We start from the raw sequence: 18,999 nt of genomic DNA on the forward strand, positions 1-18,999 counted from the left end.
TCTAGTCTCTGCCATTATTTCTTTTCTTTATTTCAAGTCCGAAGAAAGTAAAGGGAATTAAAAGGAAGGCTACGCCTAGGTATGGCAAGTAACTAATAGAATCACCCGTTTTAGGTAAAGCCTCCTTTGATTTTGATGAAGAAACTTTAGCACCATCTTTATGAACTCGGGTACGATTTGGAAAGACCGTCTGATCCGACGCACTGATGAGTGGCCCCGTCGTATCCCGACGCTTCGGATTCTGATCCTGGTCATCCGAAAGGCCGTCGCCATCATCGTCCACGTCCGTCACATCCGGTTCCCCGTCGCCATCCGTATCCCGTTGCACTTGGATCGTGATCTCCTTCGTCGTCGCATTGCCGGCGCCATCGATCGCCTCGATCGTCACAGGATAAGCATGACTTTCGTCCTCATCGCTCGTCCAGATTTCTTGGTCGGCCGAGCCGCTGATCTTACCGCTTGCTGAATCGTAGCTAACACCGGCTGGCAAGCCCGTCACTGCCGTGACCCTCGCGCTCGGATCGTCATTATCGCTAACGCTGACCTCGATCTCAAATGGCGTCTTCTCCAAGACCGTCTGATCCGACGCACTGATGAGTGGCCCCGTCGTATCCCGACGCTTCGGATTCTGATCCTGGTCATCCGAAAGGCCGTCGCCATCATCGTCCACGTCCGTCACATCCGGTTCCCCGTCGCCATCCNCCCCGTCGTATCCCGACGCTTCGGATTCTGATCCTGGTCATCCGAAAGGCCGTCGCCATCATCGTCCACGTCCGTCACATCCGGTTCCCCGTCGCCATCCGTATCCCGTTGCACTTGGATCGGCACCTGAACAGTAACAACTTCATTAGTAGAATTACCATTTGGTCGTGTTACTTTTAATGTTACAGAAACGGATAGACTGATATTCCTCTCTTCATCTTGTCTGCCGTTCCAATCCGTGACATCTGCTCTACCGACTAAATGGCCATTTTCATCTATTGAAAGGCCATAAGCATCAGTGCTTGGTACAATGGTGGCATTTGGTTTATTAGTAGTTACAACCGACTTTCCCCCTGCATCAGTCTTATCTACCAAGATGTTTGGTGTTACTGCTTGTGCGGTTAGCTTTTCAGTCCAAACCGCATAAAGCGTCACATTTGATGCTGGAATTTTGGCGCCGGTGCCATAGTTTTCGTCTCCTTCAACGGCACCTTCTTTTGTAGACCAGCCAATCAAATTATGATCGGGACGCCAGTAGCCTTGATTTCTAATGTAGACCGGACTGTTGGCCTTGTAACGTTTCTCAACAACTGGACCATTACCACCATTTGGATTGTAAGTGATCGTAGAAAAATTATAATCTGGATTCTGACGCCATTGAGCATATAAAGTCAAAGTATTTCCAGAAAATTGATTAAATGCAATTACTTCCCTAGGCGTATAACGCTTGCCACTTCCATCAGGTGAGGTATTCCAACCAGTAAATACTTGCTCCTCACTTGGAGCTTTCATGTTTCCTTGATCAACAATCGTTGTATTTTCCAAAAATTGCAAGTCATCTGTAGCTGGCGCATCACTACCGCCGTTAGCATTATAGACGATTGTCTTGGCTGGATACTCCCAGACAGGTACTAGGATCGTTCCTGGTTCAGTAATTTCATCCGCTAAGTTTGCCTTTTCTAGGCGACCATTAACTAATTTATACCATGTTGGCGCAAGTAGACTGCCATCAAAGTTAATCTTGTCATTAACCTCTAGATCACCATCAAATACCTTGCTACTATCAACTAGCGGAGTACCAGTCTCATCCTTCTCAACATTACCCCCACTATCTAAAACAGCATATTTATTATCCGGATTGAGAACAGAATTACCCGAGCTGACCAATAAAACATATTTATCTGTCGCACTGTTATCTAGGACCGTATCTTTATGAACCGTTACATCTACATACTCTTTAGCCCAGCCAGCGTAGTAGACCAAGCCGCCAGATGGCACCCGTGCATCAGAAAAATCAACGGGCTCACCACTTGTAGTCGCATTGTCATACCAGCCGGTAAAGACGTAGCTGACCCCGAATTCGTCCTTTTTCTTGGTCACATACTGCTCCATTGAAGTTGGGACAAGGGGTTCTACTTTTGATTTGTAGTCGACATTTGACACAAAGTCTCTGATAGCATCATTATTGGTCACAAAGGTGACATTGAATTTCTTTTTACGATAGTAGGCCCTAATATCACTGCCGTCAATTCTAATACTAGTCGCACCAGGTCTTTGTCCCTCAATACGAACAAAACTATACCCTTCTACCGGTGCCGTAATATTAAGTGTATTGCCAACAGATGAATTAATAGTTACCTGATTGATCGTTTCACCAGTATCAACATCAATATAGTAAAGTGTTGGCCGGGCAGATAATACGATAGTATCCTGAGTAACAGTCGTATCCTGGGTTGGCATAGGGAAGTTGAGTCGGGCCAATAGGTTATTAGATGGGCTTATACGCCATGATGACACACCCTTATTATCCAGATAAGGAGTCAGCGGCTCTCCCCACTTAACATAGTAGGTTGATGTATTATTTCCCCAATAAGTCCTCATCACAACATCCAAACGGAATTTGTGCCGTTCATAATAGACATTAAGAACGGCTTCACCGTCACCTGTAATGCTTTTTTGACCAACTTCCGGTTGGTAAGAAGACAGGTCATAGAGATTATTGCTGGTAAGGAAAGTTGGGGTACGGTGGATGATGAGATCCCCCGTCCGTCCTCTTAATTCGTCAATCGCTCCAACCGCATAATTAATACCGCTAGATTCACGCGTTCCAGTTGGATTTTCTATCCAGTAGACAACCTTATAGGGAGTATCGGTATTAGCCGTCCACTGCGCCTTATAAAATTGATCATTTGTAATCTCAGCAGCCGTATCAACAGCAGCACCCGTCCGGCTGTTAATCCAACCTGCAAAAGTATAACCTTGACGAGTGGGCTGGGGCAGACCATTTGGTAGATTATCTGCTACAGATCCAGAATCAATATAAATGCTGGCAATGCTGGTTCCACCGTTGGAATCAAATGCAATGGTCTTTTGATTTTTAATAACAGCATAAAGGGTAGTGTCCCGTGTAATCGCTCGATTAAAATCAAAAGAATCACTGCCATTAGGCGAAGTTGACCAGTGAGAAAAAATAAAGGAATCTTTCGGAGACAAGATAGCCACATCATCAGCATCAGTTGTTGTCCCTGTCGGAATTTCCTTCACTGATACGATGACACCCTCGTCATTTTTAAACGTTACGCGGACTGTATCCGAGTAATTCGCATGAATAGCAACTTCTTCTCCCGCTGGAAAATCAACGGGCTGGCTGAAGTCTAAAATTTGGCCATTATACAACCACCCTTTGAAGGCCTTATCTCCCGATATTGGAAGATTTGGTTCTAAAAGATAATCGCCCGTCTTAACATATTGGGTAGATACCAGCTCATTTTCATTATAAAATTTGACTTCTGTAATGCCTAAACCAGAAATATCTGCAGCCTCGTCAGGTTCCGGTGGAAGCTCAGAATCACTTGGGCTCTCGGGTGCTGTTGCCGCTATATTCAACGCAGTGCTGCTGGCTACCGATGCGCGAAAAGCACGAACCAAGGGCTGGCTTTCCTCCGGTTTAAGGTCAAATCTAGGGCTGGCAGACGAGTCAATCTCAGTTGCTGAGTTGATAGTATTCTGATTGACAACAGCTACTTGAGGTGCCCTATCCCTTTGCTGATCCGTATTTTCCCAACTAGTCGAAACTGCTGAGGAGGGCTCAGAAACTTCCCTGTCCTCTCCAGCCTTTTTTGAATCTTCGCCAGTTTCTTTAGCCGTGACTTGCAAGGTAATCGTATTATCAGCAGATTCCGTAATGGTTTGCGTTACGGCTCCCCCAAGCAGCTGATAGTTAGCCAAGGCAGCAGCTGAAGAAATTTCTTCGCCATTTTCCGTTACGGAAGTGCTAGCCGGAGTTTGATCTAGAACGGTTACGGTCTTTGTCTTAGTTGTTCGATAAACTTCCTGCCCAGAGGTATCAGCGTAAACAACCGTATAAGTAATCGTTACTGTCCTTGCTGCTTCTTGAGCCTCATTGACCGAATCCTGATTTTCTTCATTAGAAGCTGCCGAAGCATCGCCACTATCAGCCACATTAGGGGACTCATCTGCTAGCTGAACTGCACCTGCGTTACTATTTTGAGTTACAAGATCCTCTGATTTAGCAGACGCTCCCAAAGACACCATAAATAAGGTCAATCCCAAAAGGATCGAACCGGCTCCAATATGTTTGCGTTTTCTGATCGAAAACCGCTGTTTTTCTCTGATAGTGTGCTTCACTGATCTCTCTCCTTTTTAATTTATATGTAATATTATATAATTTATACTGAATAATTACTACGATAACAGCTTATGTTTCATTTTTAGTTCGTTTTTTTACATAAATAAAAAGGGAGTAGGAAAGAACCAAAAATTGAAAATTTTGGTTCTCACCACTCTCTAATTTCTAGGCGGTGACCTGAAACGGTCTCTCCCCAGACCGTTTTTGATACTTGCTTTGCAAGTTTTATCCCGATTAAAAAGGTCTTCCAGACCTTTTTAACCCACCCCCGCATAAGCTCCCAAAGATCTGGGGGATCTTTTAAGGTTGGAAATAAGATGAACAGCGTTCATCACATTTGTTTAGGTTTTCCGCTTTGGCCTTGCGGCAAAAGGAAAACCAGCCAACCACCGCATCAAGAGTTTTGCCCTCGATTACTAGAATCATTAACTCGTCAACCACAAAGCCCTCACTAAGATTATACACCTAGTGAGGGCTTTGTGCCCGTTTTCATTATCCTGTGGGTGAGGGCGGAGCCATCATGGATGTTTTGCCCAGCCTCTTGAGTTCAGCATAAACTATGAGGAGAGCTAGGTGTGTTTCAGTAAGAGAATCACCTTATGATAGATTTAATACGCTCAACCTCTTGCTTAGGAATTAGCATAACAGCCTGACGGTTCCGGTAATCTATCGGTTCTTTTGACATACTCAGCAGCTCATAGCCAAGCTTTTGCCCCATGATACTAGCAGCCGCGTAGTCCCACGGTGAAATAACTGAAAAATAGCCCATCAATTGCCCTTCTAGAACCCTACTCATGCTAATACCTGCACTGCCAAGCACCCTTACACCCAGAAGTTCCTGAGCCAAGTCAGCTAGGCCATGATAATTTCTGGCATACATACTGCCATTAGCACCAATTAACTGGCGACTCAAGGGATAAGGGCGATAAGGAACTAGCTGACGATCATTACAGGTAACAGGAAATTGATCACCCCCGCTGTAAAGCTTCTCAGCCATGACATCATAAATAAGTCCAAATTTACCCAGTCCTTCTTCATAATAGGCAATCATCACGGCAAAATCACGCCCCTGCGCAATGAAATTAACCGTTCCGTCAATGGGATCCAAAACCCAAACGCGGCCGTCCTTAAGATCATGATAAAGATTATTTTCCTCACCCAAGATATTGTCCTGCGGGTAGGCAGCCAGAATACGCTCGACCATAAAGTCTTGGGTATCCTTATCAATATTGGTGACTAAATCATCAAAGCGTTCTTTTTCTTCAATCTGTAAATCTTCCGCCATTCGCCCGCGAACATAGGCACCGGCCTGACGGATTAAATCTTGTGCAAACTGAAATTTAGCTTCCAAGAGAAATCCATCCTTTCTCTTGAGCTTTAGCAGCCTGCACTGCTCTATAGATAGAGTAGCCGCTGCTCTTTTCAAAGGCACGATCAATCTGCTTTTCCTGCATCTTGCTCGGAACCACTGCCTTAAATGCTTTGTAAGTACCTAGCAGTGTTTGGGCATCAGCTCTTGTTTCGTAAACTTCCTCAATACGATTCAAAAAAGAGAGCACTGATGTAATCTCGTCAGTGCTCCAAGAAGAATCGAGCGGATAAGAATAATTTTTATTCATGGCTTCCCTCTAATTCTGCTCTAAGTGTTGCTTGACGAAGCTCCTGCTGCCGATAATCACGGGGCAAAAAGGCGCGAATTTCATCTTCATTAAAACCGATTTGCATCCTTTTCTTGTCCAAAATAATCGGGCGGCGAAGCAGGCTCGGATTTTCAGCAATTAAATCAATCAATTCTGAAATAGACAGCTCGTCAACATCCAAATCTAATTTTTGAAAAACTTTTGATCGGGTCGAAATAATATCTTCAGTCCCATTTTCAGTCAAGGCTAAAATAGCCCTCAATTCCTCAGGAGATAAGGGACTGGTAATAATATTATGCTCCTGAAAGGCCACCTCATGATTGCTCAGCCAAGCACGGGCTTTACGGCAACTGGTGCAGCTAGGTGATAAAAATAGCGTAATCATAAAAGCAAAACCTCAAACCCTTTCACCCTGACATTATACAAAAAATCATTCTAAATTACTAGATAATTTTGAACGAGCCTCACTTGCTGTCCAAAATTTCCTTCCCCAATCCGATTTAAACTGGGTGAGAAGCTTCCCATTTTTTGGCAGCTATTTGATCCTGATGAAGCTGATCAACAAGCTCATCGATATTGTTGAACTTGATCATCTCACGAATTTTATCCAACCAGATGATCTCTAGCTGCTCACCATAAATGTCGCCATCAAAATCAAATATATGGGCCTCTAGTCGTAATTCGCTTCCTCCAAAAGTAACATTTTTTCCAATACTAGTCATAGCCCGATAACGCTTATCTGTCATAAGAACATCCGTAACATAAACCCCATCCGCCGGAAGAAATGTACGGTCAATCGGGGCTAAATTAGCCGTTGGAAAACCTATAGTACGGCCACGTGCATCCCCGTGAACAACAAGCCCTCGAGTAGAAAATTCATAACCGAGGAGATGGTTTGCCTGAGCTACGTTTCCTTGTGCCACCAGTTGGCGGATACGCGTCGAAGAAATTTTTTCTCCTTTTGATTTCACTTCCGGAACAGTAACCACCCGACCTCTAAAATTTCGAGACAAGTAGTCTGCATCGGTCCGGTTATGACCAAATTTATAGTCAAAACCAACTACGATAACCTGGGCTTGCAGTCGCTTGATGTAAGTATTGATAAAATCATCCGAACTGACCTTAGAAAAAGCCGCTGTAAAACTCGTTAAATAAAGATAATCCACTCCATAATCCGCAAACAAATTATAGCGCTTTTCCGGATAGGTTAAATGATTAAGCAGATCCGGCTCAAAATGCGCAAAAGTTAACTTGGGAGATTCGTAGAAGGTCAGCACAGCCACCTTCAGCTGCTCCTGCTGAGCAATTTCCCGAGCTTTGTCAAAGAGAACTTTATGGCCACTATGCAGAGCGTCAAAATATCCCAAGACTAAAACTGTATCAGTATTTAGCTCAATATCCTCCGGCCCTCTAATAGAAATAATATCCATAATATATTAAATTAAAACCTTTCGCGGCTTATAAGAAGCCCTTCTTTTTTCTAAAATAGCAATAAGATGTTCTTCATGAAAGGCAGCCAAGATTTCTTCCTGCCTCTCCAAGGGAATAAAACGACCGACAGCGATAGCTTTTTTAGCATCCTCTGATACATCTACTCTCGGTAAATCCGTAACCCCGTATTCTATGGGAAGCAAAAAAGAATCATCCTTCGCCACTACCTTATTAGCTATCTCAGCTAGGCTCAAGGCAGTGTCTAACCGTAGACCTGCTGAGGCCGTGCGCTGAAGTCCAGACATATGACTAGCGTACCCCAGATGACCTCCTAAATCAACCGCCAAGGTACGAACGTAGGTCCCCTTACTGCAGGTCACGCGAAAACTGAAACGGCAGAGTTCATCTTCAAAAAATAAAGGTGATGTCCGGATGAACTCCCTGATAGTGACCTGACGCTTGGGACGCTCAACGGTCTCACCAGCTCGAGCATATTCATAAAGTTTCCGCCCCGCGATCTTAATCGCTGAGTACATAGGAGGAATTTGTTCAATCTGACCGACAAAAGCTGTCATCGCCCGGTCGACCTCTTCTGCTGTTAAATACTGCGGTACTGGCGTCCGACTGATAAGCTCGCCGCTTGCATCCTCTGTCGTCGTTGAGTAACCAAGAGTTATTTCGCCTTCGTAGACCTTACCAGCCTCTGTCATATACTCAATCACCCGAGTTGCCTTGCCGACAGCAATAGGTAAAACACCGGTCACATCTGGATCTAAGGTCCCACCGTGACCAATTTTCTTTTCCCCTAAAATTTTTCGTAGTTTGAAAACTGCATCGTGGCTGGTCATACCAGCTTCCTTTTTCAAATTGATAATTCCCGAAATCATACCTCCCATTATATCATAGATTATCTGACCTTAACCACCAATAACCAATATGTGGTACTATTCAGTAAAAAATTTAAAATCACAATCTGTTGAGGCTGGGTAAAAACTCGCCCAGTATCCCTGTTTTGGAATAAGCTCTCGGCGCAGCAGTGGTTGGAGGCAAGATTTGTTGGCGACGCCAACTTAGCCTTCCCCCTACACCGTTCATTAGGCACTTCGGCACCAATGAATTATTGTTGGCTGGTCTTTCTTTTGCTACAAGGCCAAAGCAGAGAAGCCTAAACGAATGTGATGAACATTGTTCATCTTATCTCCAATCTCACCAGAGTCGCTAGCGCATTCAATTATTTTGATTCGCAAATAAGACTATGATAAATAAGTTTCTTGAACAAATCAAAAGGGGCTTCATTAACTGCCCCTTCTGCTCATCCGATTTCTTTATTTTTACTTTAACTCAGTAACGATTTCATTACATAGCATTGAGACATCTAGCTGTTCATCTCTCTTATATTTCTGCTATGACTCCCTACAAGTCAGATACCAAACAATCGTTTTTAATAATGGCAGCAGCCACCTTCTTCTCACTGATTGGAACGGTAACCAACCATCATATGGGGATAACGGCTGCTTAAAAATACAAATAAAGATTGTAATCTCTGATCGGTTATCCTTCCCACATTTTTAATACTGAGGGATCTTGTTTTGCTAAAAATACTGACAACATTTAAATATGAAAAGGTCCTCTCAGCCGAACCGTTCCGTGTCTGTGGCTTAAAGATATGGTGATAAATAGTAGTCGCGCTGTCCAAATCTGCAATGAAAAATCCACTGTGATAAGTAATCAAGTGATGGCGATAAACTAAAAACTGCAGCTCATCATCCCAATAATCTGCCTGTTCTCTCGCCAACTGCAAGTTACCGCTCAGCTCTGGATAAATATTGTAAAGCTCCGTATAGGCCTGCTGGCTCAAACGTTTCTGGCGAAAACCTGTTGTAACGTAAAAGACACCAATAGCGATGAATACACCGCCAGCCGTGGTGCCTACGATATGATTACTGCCATCAGAACGAATAGTGACAGCTAGTACCATACCAATGATAATAATAATAAAACCAACAATTAACCTGCCCAAAAAGCCTGCACTACGATCGTCTGCCAACATAAATAAAACCTCCCTAGAAATAAACTTCAGCCATATTTTAACACTAAGAAGCGTGATATTTACAAAAATTTTTTAACAAAATGCTATCACTTTATTTCAAAATCATTACTGTTTTTAGACATCACGATGAATTTCACTGTCCAATTCCCTAAAAGGTTTGATGTCTTGCACATATTCTAAGACTCCCTGAAATTCTCCAGCATCGTCACGAACTGCTGCATAGGTGACATAAACGAATTTCCCCAAGCGCTCAGATGGGAACCACATTTCCACCTTGTCTTTTTGGCCTGTACGCAGAACTTCAAACACTTTTTTGACCTTGTCCAAAACCTTAGGAGGGTGACAAAGCTCTACATTGCGACCAATCTGACTGGGCAGACGTTTAAAAATCATGTCCTTAGCCGGCACATGGTTGTTATAATACTGGAAGATATCGTCCTTATTGACAAAGGTGATCTCTAATGGTAGGTGATCAAAAATCAAATTTGCCTGTTCAAGGGATAGGTAGCCATGAGTAAAAGGTTGGGGGGTTGTTCGATCAATAGCGGTTTTCTTTTTTGGGGTAAAGGTAATAGTAAATTGACCTTCAGGTGTATCAATAACCTGCTGCCCCTCTTCTAAGCTCAGCGATTGACCTTGTAGCTCAGTCTCACTAGTAGGTACTGCTTCAGTTTCAGCTTTCGCTGTCTCAAAAGACTCTCTGTGAGGGATCCACTCTTCTTCAGGTTTAACAATAGCATAACCAACAGTCTCGCTTTCTCTAGCAATCTTCAGCCAATCATCCTGGGTGAAGATTTCCAGCAGAATCATCAGCAAAATAGATTCTTCTTTAAAAATCATTTGCTCGAATTCTTCTGCAAAAGCCTCAAACGCTTCGTTAACCTTTGCTATGTCAACACTGGGCAGTTGGTCTACCAAATCTTGGACCTGCTTAAAAAGCTCTCGGATCTCATCGTCCACACCCCACATTACTCTGGGAGGAGAATCATGACCGTAGGCCTCCATGATAGGAAACATGAGTTCTTCCTTACGTTTATAATGACAGCGAAACTCTCCTAGCAAACGCATTTGATGCTTTAGACCCTTGATAATGTCTTTTTGAAATCCGGCATTCTCAGGTTTGGCATAATTATCTAAAATCCGGCGAATCCGCATAAGTGCACCGCGCAGCGCTAAATTTTCCTGTTTAAAAACATAGACAGGGTGCCCAGGATGCTCTGTGTCATCTACTTCAACGTCTTCAACTGCATTTTTAAAAAGATTAGCATGCACATCGCACAGCTCCATGACATCCTCAAAGGTAACACCTGAATGCTCATCAGACATCAGCTCATGTTCCATCAAAGAGATTTCCAGTGCAGATACCCCCTTGAAATGTTGATTAAAACGCTCCTGAACCGATTCCTGACTGGCGCCATGGTGGAGGTCTATCAGAATATTCTTTAGTATGTCAATACGATTTGTATCCATCTTAGTCTCCTATCACATCATAACCGTTAAATTCCAAGGTTTGTTTAATCTTAGACAGAGGAATACTGGCTAATTTAGAACCAGCTTTTAAACTAGTGGTCCGCCCAAGTGTATGGAGCATAGCTGGGTTAGCCAAGGGTTTAAAGCCGAGCTCGATCAAGATGTCCTTGACTTCCGGATGTTCCTTAATAATAAGGGCCACCGGTTTTGATAGATCTATTGTATTCGTCATAAGGTATGACTCCTCTTTCTTTTAAAGTTACTTCATTATAGCAAAAACAGCTCAGCCTCGCCGCTTAAAAATGATTTTTCGGTACCTGTGTTTGAGCTCTACCTTTGAGAAAAAGGAGTAATAACTGTGACCCTCTGCCTAATAAGTACTCTACTCGAAAAACTGGATAGATTAAAAGCCCCGGCAAGACCGAGACTTTTTCCTTTAACTTATTTGGCTTCCCAATAACGAATGGTATATTCTGTATGAGTGAAAGTATTGCTGCCTTCATCATAGACTACATTTGTGCTAGTAGAGTCGCCACGCCAGTAATACTGAGAAAAATCTGTCCCTTCAGTTGGGATACCGTAGCCAGCAACATTAACGTTGACAACATTGGGATTAGTGACATAAACCTGACGGGGAGCTGGGGTTAAATCTGGATTAGGAGTTCTTCCGTAACGATTAGTCTCCGTAATCCCTAGGGCTGAAACACTAGATGTTGTTGCTAGCATAGCCCCTACCACAGCTGAAGTCAAAAGAATTTTTTTAACTGGTAATTTCATGACTAGAAAGGCCTTCCTTAATTAAAATGATAACATTGAGAAAACTCAACTATCCTCTAATTTAATAAATTCACGACCATCCGTCAAGAAAAATATCGTTAAATGTCGATATTTTAGCTTGAAATGTTCCTACCTTTATTTTTTAGTAAAAAAATACTAAGTAGAGGTCTCGTTAGGTTCCCGCATTTTTTAGTACAAATCACAACTAGCCCTAAATCAGTTTTTTCATCGGTTTTCAGTCAAAGAGTATTTAAACAGTTACTGCAATTAGAGCATGCAAAAGGAGCTGAAGGCAAGCTTTCAACTCCTTTTAGTCTATTTAGTCAAAGATAACAGAAAGTAATTCACCTGAATCAGCATCAAATGTATAGGTTCTATTATCAATTCTAACGGTCGTACCCTTAGCTTGAGTGCCGTCTTCATTAAAGTAGAGATGTTGACCATTAATATCGTGGAAACCTCTGTAGGCTGCACCATCGTAACCAAAGTAATACCAGTTTCCATCAACTAGTACAAAGCGATTTGTGACACGTGCACCTGTATCAGCATCATAGAAGTATTTACGACCATTAGCTGCGGCAACAATAATACCTTTAGCCTGCTTACCTGTCTTAGCATCAAAGTAGAGTTGGTTATTCTTAATTCTTTGATCACCTTTAACAGCATAGCCGTCTGCTCCCATATAATACCATTCATTAGAGCCGGCTTGCGTCTCAATAAAGGCGTTAACAACAAGGGAACCAGTGTCAGCATCATAGTAGCGTCTGCCTTTTTGATCATTGACAAATCCGCCTTTGACTTGTTTACCAGTCTTGGCATCAAAGTACAATCTCTGTCCCTTGATGGTTTGCTCACCCTTGACTAAATGCCCATCAGCATCAGCATAATACCAAGCATTGTGGCCAGTCGTAAAGAAGGTTGCAACCTTAAGCTCGCCAGACTGTGCGTCGTAGTAAGAGATGTTGCCTTTCTTATCTGTGACAAAATTCCCTTTAACTTGGGCACCCGTCTTAACATCGAAGTACAGCTGTTGCCCTTTAATCGTCTGAGCCCCCTTAGCGAGGAGACCTTGCTCATTCAGGTAATACCAGTGGCCCTGGTGAAGAAGGAATTGATCCTTAACCAGATTACCACTGTTTTTATCGAAGTAACGGGTTTGACCATCCTTATCCGTCACAAAATCTCCCTTGACCTGATAACCATTTTCATCATAGTATTGGATGTTGCCATCAATCGTAACCAGGCCAATGGCCATAGCACCATTGCGATCGAAGTAACGGTATTGAAGGTTACCATCAGCATCTGTTGTTTGGAACCATTTATTACCCTTGTACATGATACCGGTCTTACCATAGTAGTAAGATTTACCATCTTCTCTCTCCAGAATAGTGTCTTGAAGAGTGATACCATTTGGCAGCATGTAGTAGAATTGACTGTTAATGACAGCTGGGCCAGTAACCATATAACCTTCACGGTCAAAGTAATAGAGATGACCACCTTCCTGAATAAAGGCTAATTTAGCCTTATTACCAGAAGTCGTATAGTAAGTCATTCCCTTACCATCATGATAGAAACCAGTCTGAGCGGTCTTATCACCTGTCAACGCAGCTGGTAAGAATTCACCCTTATCATTAACCGTAAAGTATTTACCTGTTCCGCTGTCACTAAGGACATAGTCTGTACCGCGTCCCAGGACATTGGTTCCGTTGAAGTATTTAGCTTCCCAAACCTTAAGTTTAACAGTCGGATCAATCGTCTTACCAGTTGAGATCATCTTAACATCAAACATTTCAGGGTATTGCTTTTGCAATTCTGCAAGGAATTCCCCACCGTACTGAGCCTGATAGTCCTTACCGCTGCTCTTGGTGTTAGCTAGATAGAGTTTTTTAACTAAAGGTTGGTCATGCTTAACCTTACCGTAATTATCAACACGCGTACCAGTAACTACTTCTTTACCTGGCAATTGATAGATTTGGTCTGGAACCCAGTCAGCAATTGCTTGGATACCTGCAGCATGGAGAGCCTTAAGGGCATTAGCCAAGTCTTCCTTAGAACCATATTTATTATTCTTGCTCATAGCAAGGTCATAACGGTCACTGAAGGCATATCCGTTTTGAATAATCGAATCCAGGAAGGTACCATCAGTTGCTGATACATACTGCGGCGCCATCTCAAATGACGTTACTCCCCAAGCCTTGAAGAGATCTGTATTTTGTGCAATCAGCTTATTGGTATACTCAGCATCTGTCGTTATAAAATCTTGGAAATTAGAGAAACCTTCATAAATCAATTGTGATTCTAAAGCCTGAGTTGCTTGATAAGTTTGATCGTCCTTACCATAAGCTTTGTTTGAGGCAACAACACGGATATCTTGATTTTCCTTAGCGCCAACTGGCACCCAAACAGCCAAATAACCATTGACTTCAACCTGTTTGTAACCCTTGATTTCACTGCCTGTGAAAGTAATGAAACCATCCTTATCGGCAACCTTTGTGATGGTCGTATCTGAATCGTTAAGATATTTTTGCAGGCCCTTATCAGTCGTTAAGAGCAATGGTCGATAGGCTTGACCAGCATGAATCTTACCAACATTGACCTTAATCTCTTGATCCTTAGCCAATTTAAGCTCTGGATTATTGGAAACCAATGTGAACATACCAGATGTTTTGGCCAATTTGCCACCAGTCGTATCATCCGCAGACATGACATCTTGACCATAGCGAACAGAAACTAACACTTCTGTATTATTCAGGACAGCATCTGAATGGTTAGTGTCCATGCTGTCATCAGGTGTATAGCCCTTGAGATCCATTGTCTGACCACCAGCTGCGTAGCGAATACGAGCCCGCATCAAGGTATCAATAGCATCATAGTATGGAGACTTCGTCGCCATGTATTGCCCATCATCAGTATAGAGATCGCCGTAATAAACACGAGTGACAGACTCCATATTCGACAGCATCAAAGCATAGGCTGTTGGGATATTATAGTGGGTATAAACCTTATCCACACTCTTCATATCCGCATTATAAATTTTGAAGGCTTCTTTCAATTGATCTAAGGTGAAAGTAAAGCCGTCCGTCGTTGGGTCAATCTTTTCAGCGATAATCTTAGCAATGACGGTTTGTACTTCTGAGTCATGAGCACGAACAAAGACATAAGAAGCCTGTGTATCACCATACTTATCGTTGACCGTACGATCAGTCAAGCCGTATTCTGATTTAATCAGATTTTCCATGCCAGCTGAACGCTCACTGTAAGGACGCGTCAGCGTGTAAAGAAGAGACGTACGTAGACCATTATCCATGGCTAGGGCTGCCCCTTTAGTATCCTGGTTGTAATAGTTGTCGTTATAAGACCATGCTTCCAAGATAGAGATATGAGCCAAAGCCTTAGCCTCTGACTTATTAACGCCATAGACAGAGTTAAAGTAGTTCGTATAGATTTGAAGCATATCGGCGTTAACATTATCAACCGCATCGACACGAATACCGTCAAAGTTGGCATCCTTGTCTCCCATGACGATAGAACCCCAGTTCATAAGGTAGTGGATTTGGTTGAGCATTTCTGCTTGAACGACTGGATTAGAGTTGTCTACATCATTAGCTAATAAGAACTCATAACCACCATAAGTATCGGCTAAATGATATTTAGTTTTACCAGTTTGGTAGGTAGGGGTACGATTGAGCAGGCGGTATTTAGAATCTGCCCATTCCGTTAATTTATTATTGGTGTAGAGGATAGCACCACCTTGAAGATGGTCTTTTTTATCATAATTTTCAGAATCGCTGTTCCATTGAGACTGGGTTGCTACGAAAGCAGCCATTGCTTCACGCAACCATGCTGAACTCTTCTCTTTGCTGATACGTTGTTCAATATGTTTTTGAATCAACTCAGCAGCCGTATTAAGAGCTACTTGCGATGTTTTATTGGTAAATTTTTCGTCCTTGATTCCTAAAGCATCAATCATATAATTGAGGTAGGCTACCTGTGTATCCTTATTTGGCCACCAAGCCATCAAAACAGGACGCAAATCAGTTTCTTTAGAATCAACCCAAGTCTGGCCGTTTGACAGAATCTTAGCAGGACGGTACCAGCTTTCAGCGGTCAAGTAACCATCTACAAGTTCAAAGCTCTTTTCAGATGAATCGTAGGCCTTATTGTTAACTGAAAAGTCTGTCACAATCGGAGTCAAACCCTGTGTAAAAGAATGGGTTGATGTACTTGAAAGTGCCCCGGTCTCCCCATCAAAATACAACATTTGACCCTTAACGGTAATGACAAAATTCTTCTTATAAGAACCATCTTCTAAGACATAATAGTATTTACCGTCTACCTTTTTAATCTTATCCAAAGACAAGGCTGCAGCTTCTTCTTGCTCTGTCAGACTTGACTTAGCGGCTTCTGGAGTTTGAGTTGCAACCGCTGCCTCTTCAGAAGTGGCCGTTTGGCTGCTTACTGAAGCCTGTTGAGTAGGCTGAGCTTTCACATCGGCCGCTGGTTGAGTTTGAGCTGCTGAAGGCTGAGACTGCTGCTCCACTGGTGCAGTATCTGCTGCCTGTGCCTGAGACTGTTCAGAGGTGGCCGTTGCACTGACAGTACCAGCATCTTTAGAGTCCGCTACTACTTCATTGTCGGCTCCTTGATCTTGAATACTGTCAACCGCCTGTACATCTTTAGCAGTCTCATCCGCAGAAACAGTCTGACTGACCGCCCCTGCTCCGACTACACTTGCCAAACCAGCAGAAGCCACAGCAATAGTCACCCATTGCTTTTTAACCTTATGCAACTTGTAACGTAATTTTCTCTCCATGAAAATCATTCTCTCCTTAATAAGTTTTAGCTGGTAAAATAATATCGGAGGCTGAATTATTTTACTCACCAAACTATATTAGCATTTTTTCAAAAAAATTACTAGTTATTTACAGTTTTTTTGTTGAAAAATAATACTCATATAGACTGTTATAGCAAGCTTTCAGGAGATTTATCTGCTAGGTTTTAGACTGAAAATCTGCTTTTTATGAAAAAACAGCCCAACTAGCTAACAAACATTAGAAAACTGCCATGTTTGAAAACTTGTGGACTAATAATAGAATAGGCCTAACACTGCCACTGCTATAAATTTGTTGCTTCTATAAAAATGAGCTTGGACACTTGCCCAAGCTCATTTTTCTTATAATTCGATATCACCAAAGAGATCTGCCATTGAGAAACCTGTTTGTGTTTCTGGTAATTCGTAATCGTGCTTAGCTTCACGTTTTGGACGACGTGGACGTGACGGGCGTTTTTCACCCTCACCTTCAGCCTGTGCTGGACGCTCTTGCAAAGCCTTGATCGATAATGATACACGCTCAGCCTCAGCATTTACATCAAGTACTTTCACCTGAACTTCTTGACCAACAGACAAAACATCTTTTGGATTTTCAACACGCTTGTGCGAAATTTGTGAAATGTGAACCAGACCATCAATACCCGGTAATACTTCAACAAAAGCGCCAAAATCGGTCAAACGTTTAACAGTTCCGTCAATAACATCACCAGCAGCCAATTTTTGTTCTACGCCATCCCAAGGTCCAGGTGTCGTTGCCTTTAATGACAAGGATACACGGCCTGCTTCTTCATCGATAGCAAGAACCTTAACATCAATCTCATCACCAACAGATACAACTGATTTTGGTGAAACATTGCGCTCATGAGATAATTCAGTAACGTGAACAAGTCCGTCAACACCGCCGAGGTCAACAAAGGCACCAAAGCTTGTCAAACGAGCAACCTTACCAGTAACGACTGAACCCACTTCAAGTTTTGAAAATACTTCCTTGCGGGCTGCTGCTGATTTTTCTTCAACAACTTCACGACGAGATAAGATAAAACGGTTTTCTGCTGGATCAACTTCTTTGATTTTAGCTTCGATATCCTGACCGACAAATTGCTCAGTATTGCGAACAAAACGCGTATCAAGCATTGATGCTGGAATGAAACCACGGAGTCCTTCAAATTCAACAGAAAGACCGCCCTTAACGGCACGAGTGCCTTTTACAGTAACAACTTCTTCTTCGCGACCTACAAGTTTGTCCCAAGCTTTCCGTGCTTCCAAGCGTTTTTTAGAAACCAAGTAGGTTACCGTATCCGTGTCTTTTCCAACAACTTGACGAAGTACAAGCACCTCGATTTTATCGCCGGATTTAACAAAGTCGTTAATATCAGCTTCACGGTCATTTGTCAATTCACGAAGTGTCAAGACACCTTCGATACCAGTACCTTCTATAATTACGTTTGCTTGACCATTATCAACTGTCAAAACTTCAGCAGTGACAACATCACCAGGGTTAACTTCGCTAACACTGTTTAGCAAATCTTCAAATTCGTTCATTCTAAAAAATCCTCCAGTAGACAGCTGACAAAAATCGGTCAACTGCCTGACAACACTATATTTTCTTAAGGCAAACCCGCAAGGACACACTAATATCACTATGGCGGTCTTAGGTAAATCCTAATACCTCAGACTGGGGTAGCTGGATTCGAACCAACGCATGAGGGAGTCAAAGTCCCTTGCCTTACCGCTTGGCTATACCCCAAGAATCGATGGTTAAGATAACAATAGTGCAACTGAACACGAGCTAAGCGCTGGGTCAAAAAGATAAGCCGATTAGAAAATCAGGATTTTCTATCGCCTTCCTATTTTGACTGGGCGCTTTACGCTCTTTGTATCTTAACAATGGAAGGGGAGGGATTCGAACCCCCGAACCCGAAGGAGCGGATTTACAGTCCGCCGCGTTTAGCCTCTTCGCTACCCTTCCATGCAACTAGGGTTCATTCTAACATAAACAAACCTTTGCTGTCAACAGTTTTTAATGATTTAGATTGTAATTTTCAATGATCTTTTCGATTGCCTGATCCAGTGTCGGATAGAAATTGGTAAGGCTATCATTTACCACTGTGGCAAACTGGCTGTCCATTTCAACAATATGGCCCACTGTGCGCTTACCAATTGCTAATTCATACCCTTCAAGGGACTTACCAGATACAGACACTCGGGCGTCTGACAGCTGCACTTCAATCTTTTTATCTTTTTTTGCCATGGCTTAACTCCGTCTTTATGAAATTTCTCCTACATTTTACACGAAAACAAAAAAGCTTGCAAGAGCAAGCTTACAGACTGAAGACAAAGCTCTTGGAATTACATTTCTAAGAGCTTTTTGCTCTGTTTAGGAGTATACTAAAAGAAAACAGTTTGTGAGGTAAGGCCATGTTTCACAAAGAAAAGCCAGATTATAACC

The 18,999-nt window shown here is 42.7% G+C and carries 14 protein-coding genes and 2 tRNA genes; all 16 read right to left on the minus strand.

Going from position 1 to position 18,999, the window contains the following annotated elements:
• Position 1: 1 nt before the first annotated feature.
• The 16 genes from AC4HAL_RS06825 to AC4HAL_RS06900 all read right to left on the minus strand — a co-directional run bounded on the left by AC4HAL_RS06825 (position 2) and on the right by AC4HAL_RS06900 (position 18,801).
• Complete coding sequence (locus AC4HAL_RS06825) at positions 2 to 679, minus strand: Ig domain-containing protein (RefSeq protein WP_491093553.1); 678 nt, start codon at positions 677 to 679, stop codon at positions 2 to 4.
• Complete coding sequence (locus AC4HAL_RS06830; RefSeq protein ID WP_491093565.1) at positions 676 to 4,257, minus strand: InlB B-repeat-containing protein; 3,582 nt, start codon at positions 4,255 to 4,257, stop codon at positions 676 to 678. The genes AC4HAL_RS06825 and AC4HAL_RS06830 overlap by 4 nt, the downstream gene beginning before the upstream one ends.
• Before the next feature lie 686 nt (positions 4,258 to 4,943).
• On the minus strand, positions 4,944 to 5,702 hold the full coding sequence (locus tag AC4HAL_RS06835; RefSeq protein WP_491093554.1) for an inositol monophosphatase family protein: 759 nt from the start codon (positions 5,700 to 5,702) through the stop codon (positions 4,944 to 4,946).
• The gene (locus AC4HAL_RS06840; RefSeq protein WP_491093555.1) at positions 5,692 to 5,970 is read right to left on the minus strand and encodes a UPF0223 family protein; all 279 of its coding nucleotides are present in this window, start codon (positions 5,968 to 5,970) and stop codon (positions 5,692 to 5,694) included. Before AC4HAL_RS06840 ends, AC4HAL_RS06835 begins: the two co-directional genes overlap by 11 nt.
• Positions 5,963 to 6,376 (minus strand): Spx/MgsR family RNA polymerase-binding regulatory protein, encoded by a 414-nt coding sequence (locus AC4HAL_RS06845; protein WP_447452110.1) that lies wholly within the window; start codon positions 6,374 to 6,376, stop codon positions 5,963 to 5,965. Before AC4HAL_RS06845 ends, AC4HAL_RS06840 begins: the two co-directional genes overlap by 8 nt.
• Before the next feature lie 115 nt (positions 6,377 to 6,491).
• Positions 6,492 to 7,421, minus strand: a complete 930-nt coding sequence (locus tag AC4HAL_RS06850; protein WP_491093556.1) for a bifunctional riboflavin kinase/FAD synthetase — start codon at positions 7,419 to 7,421, stop codon at positions 6,492 to 6,494.
• Between the two features lie 6 nt (positions 7,422 to 7,427).
• Positions 7,428 to 8,309 (minus strand): tRNA pseudouridine(55) synthase TruB, encoded by an 882-nt coding sequence (gene truB, locus AC4HAL_RS06855; protein WP_491093557.1) that lies wholly within the window; start codon positions 8,307 to 8,309, stop codon positions 7,428 to 7,430.
• 581 nt (positions 8,310 to 8,890) lie between these two features.
• Complete coding sequence (locus AC4HAL_RS06860) at positions 8,891 to 9,472, minus strand: hypothetical protein (RefSeq protein ID WP_491093558.1); 582 nt, start codon at positions 9,470 to 9,472, stop codon at positions 8,891 to 8,893.
• Between the two features lie 114 nt (positions 9,473 to 9,586).
• Positions 9,587 to 10,942 (minus strand): DUF438 domain-containing protein, encoded by a 1,356-nt coding sequence (locus AC4HAL_RS06865; protein ID WP_491093559.1) that lies wholly within the window; start codon positions 10,940 to 10,942, stop codon positions 9,587 to 9,589.
• A 1-nt stretch (position 10,943) separates the two neighbouring features.
• Positions 10,944 to 11,174 (minus strand): DUF1858 domain-containing protein, encoded by a 231-nt coding sequence (locus tag AC4HAL_RS06870; protein WP_447452105.1) that lies wholly within the window; start codon positions 11,172 to 11,174, stop codon positions 10,944 to 10,946.
• A 209-nt stretch (positions 11,175 to 11,383) separates the two neighbouring features.
• The gene (locus AC4HAL_RS06875) at positions 11,384 to 11,719 is read right to left on the minus strand and encodes a hypothetical protein (protein WP_447452104.1); all 336 of its coding nucleotides are present in this window, start codon (positions 11,717 to 11,719) and stop codon (positions 11,384 to 11,386) included.
• Positions 11,720 to 12,038: 319 nt separating this feature from the next.
• Positions 12,039 to 16,532 (minus strand): glycoside hydrolase family 70 protein, encoded by a 4,494-nt coding sequence (locus tag AC4HAL_RS06880; protein WP_491093560.1) that lies wholly within the window; start codon positions 16,530 to 16,532, stop codon positions 12,039 to 12,041.
• A 360-nt stretch (positions 16,533 to 16,892) separates the two neighbouring features.
• The gene (rpsA, locus tag AC4HAL_RS06885; protein WP_491093561.1) at positions 16,893 to 18,092 is read right to left on the minus strand and encodes a 30S ribosomal protein S1; all 1,200 of its coding nucleotides are present in this window, start codon (positions 18,090 to 18,092) and stop codon (positions 16,893 to 16,895) included.
• A gap of 133 nt (positions 18,093 to 18,225) precedes the next feature.
• Positions 18,226 to 18,297, minus strand: a tRNA-Gln gene (locus AC4HAL_RS06890).
• A 141-nt stretch (positions 18,298 to 18,438) separates the two neighbouring features.
• Positions 18,439 to 18,519 (minus strand) — tRNA-Tyr (locus tag AC4HAL_RS06895).
• Positions 18,520 to 18,570: 51 nt separating this feature from the next.
• The gene (locus tag AC4HAL_RS06900) at positions 18,571 to 18,801 is read right to left on the minus strand and encodes a DUF2969 domain-containing protein (protein ID WP_491093562.1); all 231 of its coding nucleotides are present in this window, start codon (positions 18,799 to 18,801) and stop codon (positions 18,571 to 18,573) included.
• Positions 18,802 to 18,999 lie beyond the last annotated feature (198 nt).

The sequence above is a fragment of the Streptococcus sp. ELY_125 genome, from assembly GCF_058314535.1.

Bases quoted from the DNA above. Each gene is read 5' to 3' on its own strand.
- truB (WP_491093557.1), bottom strand. From the start codon at position 8,309: ATGATTTCGGGAATTATCAATTTGAAAAAGGAAGCTGGTATGACCAGC.
- AC4HAL_RS06860 (WP_491093558.1), bottom strand. From the start codon at position 9,472: ATGTTGGCAGACGATCGTAGTGCAGGCTTTTTGGGCAGGTTAATTGTT.
- AC4HAL_RS06865 (WP_491093559.1), bottom strand. From the start codon at position 10,942: ATGGATACAAATCGTATTGACATACTAAAGAATATTCTGATAGACCTC.
- AC4HAL_RS06880 (WP_491093560.1), bottom strand. From the start codon at position 16,532: ATGGAGAGAAAATTACGTTACAAGTTGCATAAGGTTAAAAAGCAATGG.
- AC4HAL_RS06875 (WP_447452104.1), bottom strand. From the start codon at position 11,719: ATGAAATTACCAGTTAAAAAAATTCTTTTGACTTCAGCTGTGGTAGGG.
- AC4HAL_RS06850 (WP_491093556.1), bottom strand. From the start codon at position 7,421: ATGGATATTATTTCTATTAGAGGGCCGGAGGATATTGAGCTAAATACT.
- AC4HAL_RS06840 (WP_491093555.1), bottom strand. From the start codon at position 5,970: ATGAATAAAAATTATTCTTATCCGCTCGATTCTTCTTGGAGCACTGAC.
- AC4HAL_RS06900 (WP_491093562.1), bottom strand. From the start codon at position 18,801: ATGGCAAAAAAAGATAAAAAGATTGAAGTGCAGCTGTCAGACGCCCGA.
- rpsA (WP_491093561.1), bottom strand. From the start codon at position 18,092: ATGAACGAATTTGAAGATTTGCTAAACAGTGTTAGCGAAGTTAACCCT.
- AC4HAL_RS06870 (WP_447452105.1), bottom strand. From the start codon at position 11,174: ATGACGAATACAATAGATCTATCAAAACCGGTGGCCCTTATTATTAAG.
- AC4HAL_RS06845 (WP_447452110.1), bottom strand. From the start codon at position 6,376: ATGATTACGCTATTTTTATCACCTAGCTGCACCAGTTGCCGTAAAGCC.